Consider the following 14,078-nt stretch of genomic DNA (forward strand, 5'->3'; position numbering starts at 1 on the left):
CCCTTCCGCGGCGAGGGTGACTTCAGGCGCGCCCGAGGCGGCGAGGTCGCGGTCGGCGACGGCGATCCAGGGCGCTTCGGCGCGAGCGGGGCGAGGGGCGGCCTCGAATGATTCGCCGGCGATCGCGCGCAGGATATCGGCGTCCGAGGCTCCGGCCCGCCGCGCGGTCAGGGCGGCGCGAGCCAGCGCCGGATTGTGGGCCGGATCCGTGCAGTCCCCACGCGGGCCTTCGCAACGGCTGACTGCCTCGCTGACCGCGGTCAGGGCTGTCGCGAGGGCGTCCACGGCGCCCGCAGACAGACGCAGCGCGCGACGCCGGGCGGTTTCGCCGCCGAGATGGCGCGCGGCGGCCGGATCGGACAGGTTCAGGGCGTCTCCGCCCGACACCGCCTGGAGGCGGGCGGGCGTGGCCAGCCCCAGCCGGAGGGTCGCGGCCAGTTCGGCGGCCGCGGTTTCGTCTGCCCCGTGGCGCGCCGCCCAGGCGTGCGCGGCGTCGATGATCGGATCTTCGCCGTCCAGCGGCAGGCTTTCGTCGGCGGCCCAGTCCAGCCAGGCCTCGGCGCGGGCGTCGGACCAGTCCTCGGGCGTCACGACCTCGACCAGCCGGCCGCCGCGCTCGATTTCACGCACGGAGCGGCGGACGGCGGCGGAGAGGACGGCGAAGCGGAGCTGTGGACGCATGAAGGTCTCGGGGCGGCTTTCGCCGATGCTAACGACGAAATCCGGCCGCCTGCAATAAATCTGGCGGTGCGCGGTAGGGTTACCCCCAAGATGTTGAGTGACGCTTCCGATGCGTTGCGCTGGACGGGAGGCCTTGCGGTTTCTATGATCGCACCGCTGTCGCCGGGGTGTTCCGGCCGACGCGAGACGAGTGGAATTCCCGACGTGCTAGGCAAGATCTTCGGTTGGTGGGACGGCGCCACCATCGGCACCCTGTTCACCATCGCCAAACGTGGCGAGCACATCGGGACCGACGAGTTCGGCAACCGCTACTATCAGGCCCGCGACAAGATCAGCTACGACGGCCGCCGTCGCCGCTGGGTGATCTACAACGGCTACGCCGACGCCTCGAAGGTGCCGCCGGACTGGCACGGCTGGCTGCACTACACCTATGACGAGCCGCCGACCGAGCAGCCGCTGCACCGTCACGCCTGGGAGAAGGACCACCTGCCCAACCTGACCGGCACGCCGATGGCGTGGCGTCCGCAGGGCTCGCTGTCCGCCGAGGGCCGTCGCCCGGCCGCGACCGGCGACTATGAGGCCTGGCGCCCGGAATGAATCGTTCCGGCCTGATCCTCGCAGGTCTGACCGCCACGGCGATTCTCGCCGGAGGCGCCGTTGTAGCGTCCGCGCTCAACGACCTGCCGCAGGACGCAAGGCCGATCCAGGACACCACGGCGGACCTGAACCGTCAGGCGACCCCGCCCGCCGAACCGGCTCCGGAAGCGGCGCCGGCGCCGACCGCCCCCGTCGCCGTCACGGTCCCGGTCCCGCCGACCACGGCTCCGACCGAGGAAGAGGCGAAGAAGGACGAGGCCGAGGCACCCGCCGAAGAAGTCGCCGAGGCCCAGCCGGAGCCCTCGACCACGCCGGGTCGTCGCCAGCGTCGTCGCGTCGCCATCATCGAGGCCGTCGACAAGGTCACGACGGAGCGCATGCGTTTCGAGGTCGTGGTGGGCGGTCGCCCGGTGCGCTTCCAGCGCTCCCTGATCTTCACCGCCCGCGCCTGTGAGGTTTCGGCCTCCGACGAGCAGGTCGAGGACGCGATCGCCTACCTTGAGGTCAGCGTCCAGCCGCGCGGCACCCTGCAGAACTCGGACCCGCGCCAGATTTTCCGGGGCTGGATGTTCGCCTCATCGCCGGCCGTCAGCGGCCTGCAGCATCCGACCTACGACGCCTGGGTCGTGGGCTGCAGGGCGTAGTAGATCGCCTCGGCGCCGGTCATCGGCTCAAACAGCGACCGGACGTTGGGCCTGACGGACAGGGTGGGCCTCAGCCGTTTCAGATAGGCGGCCTGCGGCGTCTCCACGGCGCCGAACTGGCTCAGATGCTCGGTCAGGAACTGGGCGTCCAGCAGGCGCCAGCCGCCCCGCTTCAGCCGCGCCACCAGATGCACCAGCGCCACCTTTGAGGCGTCCCGCTCGCGCGTGAACATGCTCTCGCCGAAGAAGGCTCCGCCGAGGGTGACGCCGTAAAGCCCCCCGACCAGCCGCTCCTCCCGCCAGCACTCGATCGAGTGGGCGTGGCCGCGGGCCTGAAGCTCCAGATAGAGGCTGCGGATCGGGGCGTTGATCCAGGTGTCCTCGCGCCCGGGCATCGAGGCCGCGCAGGCGTCCAGCACCGCGTCGAAGGCCGTGCTGACGCGCACCTCGAACGGTTCGCCGCGCACGGTCTTTCGCAGGCGGGTCGGGGTGTGGAAGCCGTCCAGCGGGATGACGCCCCGCTGGTCCGGTTCGACCAGGAACACACGCGGGTCATCGCGCGCCTCGCCCATGGGGAAGACGCCCGTCGCGTAGCAGTTCAGCAGTTCATCCGGGCCGAAACGGCCGGAGGAGGCGCTGGCGCTGAAGCCCGGCTCCTCCACGCGGCCTTACGCTTCGCCCTTTTGACGCGCGGCCCACTTCTCGAGCCAGTGGATGTCGTAGTCGCCCGACAGGATGTCGGGCTCCTGCAGCAGCTTCTGGAACAGCGGGATCGTCGTATCGACGCCGCCGACGACCATCTCGCCCAGCGAACGCTTCAGGCGCGCGATGCACTCCTCGCGGTCGCGGCCGTGGACGATCAGCTTGCCGATCAGGCTGTCGTAGTAGGGCGGGATCGAATAGCCGGCGTAGATGGCGCTATCCAGACGCACGCCCAGACCGCCCGGCGCGTGGAAGTCCGTGACCGTGCCCGGCGACGGGGTGAAGGTCTCGGCGTTCTCGGCGTTGATCCGGCACTCGATGGCGTGGCCTTCGAAGGTCACGTCGTCCTGGGTGAAGGACAGCGGCAGGCCGGCGGCGATGCGCACCTGTTCGCGGACCAGATCGACGCCCGTGATCATCTCGGTGACCGGGTGTTCGACCTGCAGGCGGGTGTTCATCTCGATGAAGAAAAACTCGCCGTCTTCCCACAGGAACTCGATGGTGCCGACGCCAAGGTAGCCGATGGCGGCGATGGCCTTGTTGACCGTCTCACCGATCTTGCGGCGGCCCTCGGCCGACAGGGCGGGCGACGGAGCCTCTTCCAGCACCTTCTGGTGACGGCGCTGCAGCGAGCAGTCGCGTTCGCCCAGGTGGACGACGTTGCCGTGGCTGTCGGCGATGACCTGGATCTCGATGTGGCGCGGCTTCTGGAGGTAGCGCTCCATGTAGACGGCGCCGTTGCCGAAGGCGGCCTTGGCTTCGGTCTGGGCGGTCTGAACCGCCTCGACCAGATCGTCGGGGGTCAGGGCGACCTTCATGCCGCGCCCGCCGCCGCCGGCGGCGGCCTTGACGATCAGGGGGAAGCCGATGGTCTTGGAGGCCTCGATGGCCGCCTCGACGGTCTCGACCTCGCCGTCAGAGCCCGGGACGACGGGGATGCCGGCGTCCTTGACGGTCTGCTTGGCGCTGATCTTGTCGCCCATGACCCGGATGTGCTCGGGCTTGGGCCCGATGAAGGTCATGCCGTGGGCTTCAACGATCTCTGCGAAGCGCGCGTTTTCCGACAGGAAGCCGTAGCCCGGGTGGATCGCCTGGGCGCCGGTGATCTCGGCGGCCGCGATGATCGACGGGATGTTCAGGTACGACTTGGCCGCCGGGGCCGGGCCGATGCAGACGCTCTCGTCGGCCAGGCGCACCCACATGGCGCCGCGGTCGGCTTCGGAGTGCACGGCGACGGTGGAGATGCCCATCTCCTTGCACGCGCGGTGGATCCGCAGGGCGATCTCGCCGCGGTTCGCGATCAGGACCTTGCTGAACATGGCTTACGCCTCGAGCAGGACGAGGGGCTCGCCGAACTCGACCGGCTGGGCGTCGCCGACGAGGACCTCGGCCACCACGCCGTCGCGCGGCGCCTGGATCGGGTTCATCGTCTTCATGGCCTCGACGATCAGCAGGGTCTGGCCTTTCTTCACCTTGTCGCCCGGCTGGACGAACTTCGGCGCTTCCGGCGAGGCCTGCAGATAGGCGGTGCCGACCATCGGCGACTTCACCTCTTCACCCGAGCGGGCGACGATGGTGGCCGGGTCCGAGGCCATGGCGACCGGCGCGGCGGCGACGGCGGGCGCGGCGACCGGCGCGGCGGCCAGCGGGGCCGGAGCGGCGGCGTACTGCACCACCGGGGCGGCGGTGATTTCGCGGGCGACGCGGATGCGCAGTTCGCCCTTCTCGACCTCGATCTCGGTCAGGTCGGTGTCGTTCAGGATGTCGGCGAGCTGGCGGACCAGGGTCGCGTCGATATCGGCTTCGTTCTTCAGCTTCGGATCGGCCATGGGAGCCTCTTGTTGTCCTTTAAACCGAACGGTCCGCGGACGGGCTGCGTTCCTGCGCCAGTCCGAGGGCGGCCTTGACCGCCAGTTCGTAACTCATCGGGCCGAAGCCCGAAACCACGCCGGCGGCGATCGCCGACACATAGGTGCGATGCCGGAAGCGCTCGCGCGCCGCCGGATTCGACAGATGACACTCGACGATCGGAACCGTCAGCGTTTTCAGGGCGTCCAGCAGGGCCACGGAGGTGTGGCCGTAGCCGGCGGGATTGATCACAACCGCGTCAGCCTTCTCCCGGGCCTCCTGGACCCAGTCGATCAGCTCGCCTTCGTGATTGGTCTGGCGGAACACCACCGTGGCCCCGGAAGCGGTGCGTTCGCACAGCGCCTGGATGTCCGCCAGGGTCTCGCGTCCGTAGATTTCAGGCTCGCGGACCCCAAGCAGGTTGAGGTTCGGGCCGTTCAGGACGTAGAGGACGGGGCTGTCGGGCATTCGCTCGCAGAGGTGACGTTCCGACGGAATCGGATCGGGCCTTTTAGCTGAGGCGTGGCGTCAGGCAAGCGCGCGCCGCAAGAAGATTGACGCAAGGTCATGCAGATTCAGGTCAACGGCGAGCTTCGCGAGGTCCGGTCGGACACCATCCTGGCCCTGGTCGAGGAGCTGGGACTGGACGTGCGCAAGGTCGCCGTCGAGCGCAATCTGGAGATCGTCCCGAAGTCGCAGCATGCGGTCACCCCCGTCGCCGAGGGCGACCGCATCGAGGTCGTGCAGTTCGTCGGCGGCGGCTGACGACGGCTATTTCGGCGTGCAGACGCCATCGTCATACGGGCCGACGCGGCGGATGACCTCGCTCTCGGTCGGTTCGATGCGCCGGCCCGAGATCTGGCCGTCGAGCACCCGGCGCAGCAGGCTGTCCAGACGGGTGACGACGTAGCATTTGACCACCGGGGTGGCGTGCGGATTGCCCACGCCGCTGTCGTCGGTCAGGAACAGATAGCGGCTCTGGGTCGCCGCGGCGGCGGCCCGCATCACGAACTCGGCGCGATGGCCGACCCCGCTGGCCGCCACGGGCGTGATCTGGATGCGGCGGGCCCGGGCCTCCTGCACCTGATCCCAGGTCGCGCCGATCTGGCCGTCATGCGGCGGCGCATCGGCGACCAGAACGATCGAGCGCACGGCGTCGTCACGCCACGGATAGTCCATCGCGCGATCCAGCGCCTGGTCCATCGCCTCCGGATAGTCGCCGCCACCGTCGGCCCGCTGGGCCTCCAGCTGGCGGACCAGCTCGTCGACGTTGCCGGTGAAGGGGAAGTCGCGCACGACATACTGGTCGCCGTTGTCCCGATAGACGATCAGGCCGATGCGGGTGTCCACGCCCGGGTGACGTTCCGCCAGCGAGGCCATGATCGAGGCCAGCTCGCGCTTCAGATACTCCATCTCGTCGCCCATGCTGCCGGTGGCGTCCACGACCATCAGCAGGTCGAAGGCGCGGACGGCGGCGGCGCGGCGGGCGGTGCGGATCTCGACCCGGCTGTCCGGGCCGACGGTCAGGCGCCGGGTCCGGCCCTCGACGGTGATCTCGGCGGTGCGGCCGAGGTTATCCAGCGCCGGGAACAGCACCACGGTGCCGTCCGCCAGGGTGCGGAGGCGAAGCGGCTCGCCCTGCGGTCGGGACACCGACACCTCGACGAAGGGCGCGGGGCGGCCTTCGGAATCGCGGACCGAGACGGTGATCGCCTGACGGGTGTCGACCCACGGCAGGTCGCGCACGTTCTGCTCCTGCAGATAGCGGCCCACGTAGTCGGCGTACCAGGTCGGGTTCAGGAGGTCGTCGTAGTCGCCGGCGGTCAGGATGCCCGCCTGGGCGGCGCGCGGCGTGGCGGGCGGGGTGCTGCGCGGCGAGGTGGGCGCGACCGGGGTCGAGGCGGCGATGCGGGCGTCGCCTTCGGCCGCCGCGGCGCCCTCGGCCGGAACACGGCTGCCGGTGACCACGACCTCTCCCAGCTCGGTTCCCTCGTCCCGGTCTGCCCCGTAGACCGCGGACGGCGGCGGGGGAGCCGGCATGACCGGCGGCGGCGGGGGAGGCGGCGGAGGAGAAGGCGGGGGAGGCGGCGGCGGCGCGGGAGGCGCGGCGATGGTCGGCGCGGTCGAGGTCGAACAGCTGATGGTCGCGATGGCGGTGGACGCCAGAAGGATCGCCACGGCGCTCCTGACGACGGTGGACCTGACACGCATGCGATGACTCCTCCGGACTACGACTCAGGCCTGTAGTCAGCCACGACCTGTGGTGGGCGAAAACTGACGAAAGGCGCCGGAAACTGTCCAGAGCAACGGTTTGTGATCGGCGATCAGTAACTGATCCTGTTTTTGTCCGGAACCCCGAACAGGATGGGGGATTGCGCACGCAAATCCACAGTCACGCTGGAGGCGTGCATGTCCGTCGAACGCAAGCCGGGAGGCCTCGTCGGAGGCCTTGTCATCACCTTGGGCGTCATCCTTGCGCTCATAGGCCTGACCCTGATCATCGGCGGCGGCTGGCTGATAGGGTTGGGCGGCTCCTGGTACTATCTGCTGGCGGGTCTGGGGCTGCTGGCCAGCGGGGTGATGTTGGCCCGGCGCAGCCTGACAGGCGCCTTCATCTACATCGGCGTCTTCATCCTGACCGTGCTCTGGGCCCTGTGGGAGGTCGGCATCGACGGCTGGGGGCTGGTGCCGCGCGTGATCGCCCCGGCCGTGCTGCTGGCTTTCGTGCTGGCGACCCTGCCGGTCCTGAAGCCCGGACGCGGCAAGGTCTGGGCGGCGGGCGGCGCGGTCGGCCTGCTGGCGTTGCTGATGATCGGCGGCGTGGCCTCGGCCAATGCCGCCAGGGTTCATGTTGACGGCGACATCCCCGCGGCGCAGCAGATCGCGTCCAGTGATCCGGACGCCCTGCCGGTGGGCGCCGACTGGCCAGCCTATGGCGGCACCTATCATGCCCAGCGCTATTCGCCCCTGACCCAGATCACGCCGGAGAACGTCGGGCGGCTGGAGCGGGTCTGGAGCCTGCACACCGGGGATCTTCCGGGCGACCGGCCGGGCGCTCAGAACAAGTACGCCTCCGAGAACACCCCGCTGAAGGTCGGGAACACCCTCTACATCTGCACCGGCAAGAACATGGTGCTGGCCGTGGACGCTGCCACCGGCCGGAACCTCTGGAAGCATGACCCTCAGGTCAGCGACGACAACATCCCCTACACGGCGGCCTGCCGGGGCGTCAGCTACTACGTCGTGCCGAACGCCGTCGCGACCGAGCCCTGCGCCACCCGCATCATCTGGGGCACGCTGGACGCCCGCCTGATCGCCGTGGACGCCCGCACCGGCCAACGCTGCGCCGCCTTCGGCCAGAACGGCCAGGTCGACACCTCGGCCAACATGGGCCGCCTGATCCCCGGCATGGTCTCGATCACCTCGGCCCCGACCATCGTGCGCGGCGTGGTGGTCACCGGCCACCAGATCCTCGACGGCCAGTACCGCGAGGCACCGTCGGGCGTGATCAAGGGCTTCGACGCCGTCACCGGCCAGCTGCGCTGGGCGTGGGACATGAACCGCCCGGATATCAACACCACCCCGCCGGAAGGCCAGATATACACCCTGGGCACGCCCAATATGTGGACCACGGCCTCGGGCGACGAGCGTCTGGGGCTGGTCTATCTGCCGCTGGGCTCGACCGCCGCCGACTATGTCAGCGCCGATCGCCGTGGGCAGCAGCTCGACTATGCGACCTCGCTGGTGGCGCTGGACGTCACGACCGGCAAGCCGCGCTGGCATTTCCAGACGGTGCGCCACGACGTCTGGGACTATGACCTCGGCTCGCAGGCGACGTTGGTGGACTTCCCGACCGCGGGCGGTCCGGTTCCGGCGGTCGTGCTGCCGTCGAAGCAGGGCGACATCTATGTGCTGAACCGCGCCACCGGCCAGCCGCTGACCCCGGTCAATGAAATCCGCGCCCCGCGCGGCGGCGTCGAGCCGCAGATGCGCACGGCCACCCAGCGGACCAGCGGCTACCACACCCTGCGCCGCCCGGAGGACCTCTCCGAGAAGCAGATGTGGGGCATGTCGCCGATCGACCAGATGATCTGCCGCATCCAGTTCCGCAGCGCCGCCTACGAGGGCTTCTACACCCCGCCGACGGCGGATCGCCGGTACATCCAGTATCCGGGCTACAACGGCGGCTCGGACTGGGGCGGCGTCGCCGTCGATCCGGCGCGCGGCGTGATCGTCGCCAACTACAACGACATGCCCAACTACAACCGGCTGGTCCCGCGCGAGGAAGCCGACCGTCGCGGCTGGGCTCCGCGCGGCGAGCCCAACGCCCGCAAGGGCGGCGCCGAGGGGGCAGGGGACCCGCAGGCGGGCGCGCCCTATGCGATCAGCGTCAATGCCGGCTGGCGGATGCCCTTCACCGGCCTGCTGTGCAAGGAGCCTCCGTACGGCGGCATCCGGGCCATCGACCTGCGCTCGGGCCACACGATCTGGGACCGCCCGCTGGGGCAGGCCCTGAAGAACGGCCCGTTCGGCATCCCGTCCATGCTGCCCATCGAGATCGGCACCCCGAACAACGGCGGGGCGGTCGTGACGGCGGGCGGGGTGGTCTTCATCGCGGCGGCGACGGACGATCTGATCCGCGCCATCGACCTGAAGACCGGCAAGACCCTGTGGACCGACCGCCTGCCGGGCGGCGGGCAGGCGACGCCCATGGTCTATGAGGCAGGAGGCCGCCAGTTCCTGGTCCTCGCCCCGGGCGGCCACCACTTCATGGAGACCCCGGTGTCGGACGAGGTGATCGCCTGGGCGCTTCCTCAAGTCTGAGGGTTCAAACGAGGCGGTTGAAGGCGTAGGAGCGGGGGCATGAACGCACATGCCCCCGTTTCCGCCTCCGCCACGAACGACAGCTGGACCGTCGCCGGCCGCACCTTCAACAGCCGGCTGATCGTCGGCACCGGGAAGTATGCGACCTATCAGCAGAACGCCGAGGCGGCCGAGGCGGCGGGCGCCGAGATCGTCACCGTGGCCGTGCGCCGGGTGAACCTGACCGATCCGAACCAGCCGCTGCTGGTCGACTATGTGAAGCCGGACCGCTTCACCTTCCTGCCCAATACCGCCGGCTGTTTCACCGGCGAGGACGCGGTGCGGACCCTGCGGCTGGCGCGCGAGGCGGGCGGCTGGGATCTGGTGAAACTGGAGGTGCTGTCGGACACCGCGCACCTGTATCCGGACATGGTCGAGACCCTGCGGGCGCTGGACCTGCTGATCAAGGACGGCTTCCAGGTCATGGTCTACTGCACCGACGACGTGGTCATGGCCAAGCGTCTGGAAGACGCGGGCGCCGCCGCCATCATGCCCGCCGCCGCCCCGATCGGCTCGGGTCTGGGCATCCAGAACAAGGTCAACATCCGCTTGATCATCGAGCAGGCCAAGGTGCCGGTGCTGGTCGACGCGGGCGTCGGCACGCCCTCGGACGCGACCCTGGCGATGGAGCTGGGCTGCGACGCGGTGCTGATGAACACCGCCATCGCCGGCGCCAATGACCCCATCCTGATGGCCAGCGCCATGAAGCACGCCGTGATCGCCGGCCGTCAGGGCTATCTGGCCGGGCGCATGCCGCGCCGGATGTACGCCAGCGCCAGCTCGCCGCTGTCGGGACTGATCTAGGACCTTCATGCGGTGATCGCTCACCTCTCCATTCGCCCTCGAGCGAATGGAGAGGGCAGACCGGCGCGCGAGCGACAGTCAGGTGAGGGCGGCGCCGTCAGGGCAAGAGGGGGCTCGAACGCCGGTGTCGGCGGGCCAACGTCAAACGGCTGCGCCGCCCCCTCCTGATCGCTGCGCGATCTGTCCTCCCCATCGCCTTGAAGGGGCGATGGAGAGGTGAGCCCGGGCCCGCTACGATCACAGCCGCCAGCCTTGGCGGAAACCCCGTCGCCCGCTAGAGCATCGCTTCCAAACCAAGAGACCCAGCCATGCACGACATCCGCGCCATCCGTGACAATCCCGCCGCCTTCGTGAGCGGCTGGTCGTCGCGCGGGGTCGAGGGCGCCGACGGGCTGGTCGCCGACCTGCTGCGGCTCGACAAGGAACTGCGCCACGCCCAGACGACCGGGCAGGACGCCCTGTCGAAGCGGAACGCCACGTCCAAGCTGATCGGCGCCGCCATGGCGAAGAAGGACATGGCCGAGGCCGACCGCCTGAAGGCCGAGGTCGAGGCGCTCAAGGGCGACATCGCCGCCGCCGAGGACGTTGAAGCCAACGTCGGCAAGGAACTGCGCGACCTGCTGGCCGGGCTGAAGAACATCGCCGCCGACGACGTTCCGGACGGCGAGGACGAGGCGGGCAACGTCGAGGTCAGCCGCTGGGGCGCGCCCCGCGAAACCGGCCCGGCCAAGGATCACGCCGACCTCGGCGAGGCCCTCGGCCTGCTCGACTTCGAGGCCGCCGCGAAGATGAGCGGCTCGCGCTTTGCCGTGATCAAGGGCCAGCTGGCGCGTCTGGAGCGGGCCGTCGGCCAGTTCATGCTGGACACCCAGACCGACAAGAACGGCTATCTGGAAGTGAACCCGCCTTATCTCGTTCGCGGCGAGGCGATGTTCGGAACAGGGCAGTTGCCGAAGTTTGAAGACGATCTCTTCAGGACTGACACAACGAACTGGGAAGCCGTAAACGACTACGCTAGGGCTTTGGCTGAGCCCGCTCGCGCGGAAGACGATCAGCAACTCGCCGACATCCGCTTGCAGCTTGAGCGGGACTTAGCGCCTGAAGACGTGGATGCCGCTTGGCGAGGAGCTTTCGAGCACTTCAAACACACCTTTATCGAGAGCCATGCTCCGGTGATGTTGAAGAAGATTTCGGCTGGTGGGTTCTCGGACCGCCGCTACCTCATCCCCACCGCCGAAGTCTCCCTGACCAACCTCGTCCGCGAGCAGATCCTGCCCGAGAGCGAGTTGGCCGAACCCATCCGCATGACCGCCCTGACGCCCTGCTTCCGGGCCGAGGCCGGTTCGGCCGGGCGTGACACCCGCGGCCTGATCCGCCAGCACCAGTTCACCAAGGTCGAGCTGGTCTCCATCACCCGCCCGGAGGATTCTGACGCCGAGCACGAGCGGATGGTCGGCTGCGCCGAGGGCATCCTGCAGGCGCTGGAACTGCCCTACCGCAAGATGCTGCTGTGCAAGGGCGACATGGGCTTCTCGGCCCGCAAGACCTACGACCTCGAGGTCTGGCTGCCGTCGCAGGGCATGTATCGCGAGATCAGCTCCTGCTCGAACTGCGGCGACTTCCAGGCCCGCCGCATGGACGCCCGCTTCAAGCGCGACGGCGAGAAGAAGACCGAGTTCGTCCACACCCTGAACGGCTCGGGCCTCGCGGTCGGCCGCACGCTGGTGGCGATCATGGAGAACTACCAGCAGGACGACGGCTCCATCCGCGTGCCGGACGTCCTGGTCCCCTACATGGGCGGCCTGACCTCGGTCGGCGGCTGATTTTTCGCGCGTCGCCGGCAAGGCGTGGAGCCGTCGGCGGCGTCAGGCATTGCGAGAGGAACGGACCGGGGCGTCATCAGGATGTCGCGCCGGTCGGGTCCATAGCGAGGTCTCCCGGCCGGGAGACGAGCCAGAGGAAGACCGAAATGCGCATGATCGCCCGCCTTGCCCCCGCCGCCCTGATTGTCGCGGCGGCCGCGACCCTCGGAGCCTGCGCCTCGACCGGCGGCAATGTCGCGCCGGCCCCGTCTTGGGTGGACGCTTCCGCAACCACCTTCGAGGGCTGGGCCCGGGTCGAGGGGGGTGAAATCCGCCTGTACGCCCAGCAGCGCGACCTCGCCCGCGGCCTGCCCGCCGACTGCGTCAGCGCCGCCCTGCCGCGCAACCCGCAACGCGCCGCCGGCGACCTGAACGGCATGAAGATCCGCCTGTACGGCCGCACCGCCGCCTGGGCCGACCGCACCGGCGCCGAGACCCTGGACTGGCAGGGCTCGAACATCATCAACGCCTGCCGCCGCGACGTGGTGATCCTGGCCGATCGCGCCGAAGCGCTGCGCTAGGGGGCTGTTCCGGGCTCGCGGGTCGCGAGTTCGGGATTTTTCAGATGCGCCGGATCGGGCTTGGCGTTAGGTCAGGGCGATCATGAGAATCCTGCTGACCAACGACGACGGCATCGAGGCCGAGGGCCTTGAGTGTCTGGAACGCATCGCGCGGACGCTGTCCGACGACATCTGGGTCTGCGCCCCCGCCGTCGAGCAGTCGGGGAAGGGGCGGGGCATCACCCTGACCGAGCCCCTGCGCGTCAACCGGCTGGGTCCGCAGCGCTTCGCCGTGACCGGGACGCCGACCGATTGCGTGGTGCTGGCGGTCAATGACCTGATGCCCGAGAAGCCCGACCTGGTGCTGTCCGGCGTCAATCGCGGGCACAATGTCGGCGAGGACTGCTCCTACTCCGGCACCGTGGCCGGAGCCCTGCAGGGCATGGCCTTCGGCATCCGCTCGATCGCCCTGAGCCAGAGTCTCGAGCGCTTCCACGACGAGGTGACCGCCCACTGGGAGACCGCCGAGGCCTTCGCCCCCGGGATCATCAGCCGTCTGCTGGAGCAGAAATGGGCGCCGGGCGTGGTGATGAACCTGAACTTCCCCAACCGCCGGCCAGAAGACGTGACACAGGTCGAGGTGACCCGTCAGGGCTTCCGCGACATCGGCGAGATGCACGCCGTGCGCCGCACCGACCTGCGCGGCCGCGACTACTACTGGATGAGCTTCCGCGGCGAGAAGCAGGAGCACGCCGAAGGCACGGACCTGCGCGCCATGGACGAAGGCCGCATCTCGGTCTCGCCGCTGCACATCGACCTGACCCACATGTCCAGCGTCAACGACCTGAAGAAGGTGCTGGGCGGCGCTCCGCCCAAGGTGGTGGCGGCGGAATGAAGCTCAACGACGACCGCGCCGGACGACTGATCCTCGGGTTGCGCCAGCAGGGGGTGACCGATCCCCGTGTGCTGACCGCCATGGAGTCGATCGACCGCGCGGTCTTCGTGCACGAGAAATTCCTCGATCAGGCGTGGGAAGACCAGGCCCTGCCGATCGACTGCGCCCAGACGATCAGCCAGCCCTATATCGTCGGCCTGATGACCCAGGCGCTGGACGTCCAGCAACGCCACCGGGTGCTCGAGATCGGCACCGGCAGCGGCTACCAGGCCGCCGTGCTGAGCCGTCTGGCGCGCTATGTCTATTCGGTCGAACGCTATCGCAGCCTGCTGACCGAGGCCGAGAACCGGCTGCGGGTTCTGGACATCGACAACGTCATCACCCGCCACGGCGACGGCGGGCTGGGCTGGCCCGAGCAGGCGCCCTTCGACCGCATCATGGTCACCGCCGCCGCGCCCGGCGAGCCGACCGAACTGCTCAAGCAGCTGAAGCCCGGCGGCGTGCTGGTCTGCCCGGTGGGACGCAGCTCGGTGCAGATGCTGCATCGCTACGTCGGCCAGCCCGACGGCAGCTTCCGCCGCGAAAGCCTGACCGAGGTGCGGTTCGTTCCGCTGGTCGAGGGCACCGCCAAGGAGGGGTGAAACTCCTTCGTTGCGCTACCGCTCGCGGCGCGGCCGCTCGC

The 14,078-nt window shown here is 69.3% G+C and carries 14 protein-coding genes and 1 pseudogene; 9 read left to right on the forward strand and 6 right to left on the reverse strand.

The window, feature by feature from the left end; all coding sequences use genetic code 11:
* A pseudogene (locus tag VGE03_RS08170) lies at positions 1–681 on the reverse strand (TSCPD domain-containing protein); the annotation flags it as partial.
* A gap of 204 nt (positions 682–885) precedes the next feature.
* Here VGE03_RS08170 and VGE03_RS08175 point away from each other — a divergent pair.
* Together VGE03_RS08175 and VGE03_RS08180 are read left to right on the forward strand one after the other, a co-directional pair.
* Entirely contained in the window at positions 886–1,278 is a 393-nt protein-coding gene (locus VGE03_RS08175; RefSeq protein WP_331045987.1) for an NADH:ubiquinone oxidoreductase subunit NDUFA12, read from the forward strand.
* Positions 1,275–1,922 (forward strand): DUF2155 domain-containing protein, encoded by a 648-nt coding sequence (locus VGE03_RS08180; RefSeq protein ID WP_331045988.1) that lies wholly within the window; start codon positions 1,275–1,277, stop codon positions 1,920–1,922. Before VGE03_RS08175 ends, VGE03_RS08180 begins: the two co-directional genes overlap by 4 nt.
* Here VGE03_RS08180 and aat read toward each other — a convergent pair.
* From aat to aroQ, 4 genes are all read right to left on the reverse strand, one after another.
* The gene (gene aat, locus VGE03_RS08185; protein WP_414644914.1) at positions 1,889–2,494 is read right to left on the reverse strand and encodes a leucyl/phenylalanyl-tRNA--protein transferase; all 606 of its coding nucleotides are present in this window, start codon (positions 2,492–2,494) and stop codon (positions 1,889–1,891) included. The genes VGE03_RS08180 and aat overlap by 34 nt on opposite strands.
* A 96-nt stretch (positions 2,495–2,590) precedes the next feature.
* A complete protein-coding gene (gene accC / locus VGE03_RS08190) occupies positions 2,591–3,943 on the reverse strand; it encodes an acetyl-CoA carboxylase biotin carboxylase subunit (protein WP_331045990.1) in 1,353 nt (450 codons plus the stop codon).
* A gap of 3 nt (positions 3,944–3,946) precedes the next feature.
* The gene (accB, locus tag VGE03_RS08195; protein ID WP_331045991.1) at positions 3,947–4,453 is read right to left on the reverse strand and encodes an acetyl-CoA carboxylase biotin carboxyl carrier protein; all 507 of its coding nucleotides are present in this window, start codon (positions 4,451–4,453) and stop codon (positions 3,947–3,949) included.
* Positions 4,454–4,472: 19 nt separating this feature from the next.
* Complete coding sequence (gene aroQ / locus VGE03_RS08200; RefSeq protein WP_331045992.1) at positions 4,473–4,940, reverse strand: type II 3-dehydroquinate dehydratase; 468 nt, start codon at positions 4,938–4,940, stop codon at positions 4,473–4,475.
* 99 nt (positions 4,941–5,039) lie between these two features.
* Between aroQ and thiS the strand changes: the two genes are divergently transcribed.
* A complete protein-coding gene (thiS, locus tag VGE03_RS08205) occupies positions 5,040–5,237 on the forward strand; it encodes a sulfur carrier protein ThiS (RefSeq protein WP_331045993.1) in 198 nt (65 codons plus the stop codon).
* Between the two features lie 6 nt (positions 5,238–5,243).
* Here the strand turns inward: thiS and VGE03_RS08210 are convergent, their stop codons facing one another.
* Entirely contained in the window at positions 5,244–6,683 is a 1,440-nt protein-coding gene (locus tag VGE03_RS08210; protein WP_331045994.1) for a vWA domain-containing protein, read from the reverse strand.
* Between the two features lie 198 nt (positions 6,684–6,881).
* Between VGE03_RS08210 and VGE03_RS08215 the strand changes: the two genes are divergently transcribed.
* The 6 genes from VGE03_RS08215 (at position 6,882) to VGE03_RS08240 (ending at position 14,037) form a co-directional block, all read left to right on the forward strand.
* Positions 6,882–9,296, forward strand: a complete 2,415-nt coding sequence (locus VGE03_RS08215) for a membrane-bound PQQ-dependent dehydrogenase, glucose/quinate/shikimate family (protein WP_331045995.1) — start codon at positions 6,882–6,884, stop codon at positions 9,294–9,296.
* 39 nt (positions 9,297–9,335) lie between these two features.
* A complete protein-coding gene (locus tag VGE03_RS08220) occupies positions 9,336–10,139 on the forward strand; it encodes a thiazole synthase (protein WP_331045996.1) in 804 nt (267 codons plus the stop codon).
* A gap of 308 nt (positions 10,140–10,447) precedes the next feature.
* The gene (serS, locus tag VGE03_RS08225; protein ID WP_331045997.1) at positions 10,448–11,962 is read left to right on the forward strand and encodes a serine--tRNA ligase; all 1,515 of its coding nucleotides are present in this window, start codon (positions 10,448–10,450) and stop codon (positions 11,960–11,962) included.
* A gap of 146 nt (positions 11,963–12,108) precedes the next feature.
* Positions 12,109–12,522, forward strand: a complete 414-nt coding sequence (locus tag VGE03_RS08230; RefSeq protein WP_331045998.1) for a hypothetical protein — start codon at positions 12,109–12,111, stop codon at positions 12,520–12,522.
* A gap of 82 nt (positions 12,523–12,604) precedes the next feature.
* A complete protein-coding gene (surE, locus tag VGE03_RS08235) occupies positions 12,605–13,396 on the forward strand; it encodes a 5'/3'-nucleotidase SurE (protein WP_331045999.1) in 792 nt (263 codons plus the stop codon).
* Entirely contained in the window at positions 13,393–14,037 is a 645-nt protein-coding gene (locus tag VGE03_RS08240; protein WP_331046000.1) for a protein-L-isoaspartate(D-aspartate) O-methyltransferase, read from the forward strand. Before surE ends, VGE03_RS08240 begins: the two co-directional genes overlap by 4 nt.
* Positions 14,038–14,078 lie beyond the last annotated feature (41 nt).

The organism is Brevundimonas sp., assembly GCF_036400995.1.
Classification (GTDB): domain Bacteria; phylum Pseudomonadota; class Alphaproteobacteria; order Caulobacterales; family Caulobacteraceae; genus Brevundimonas.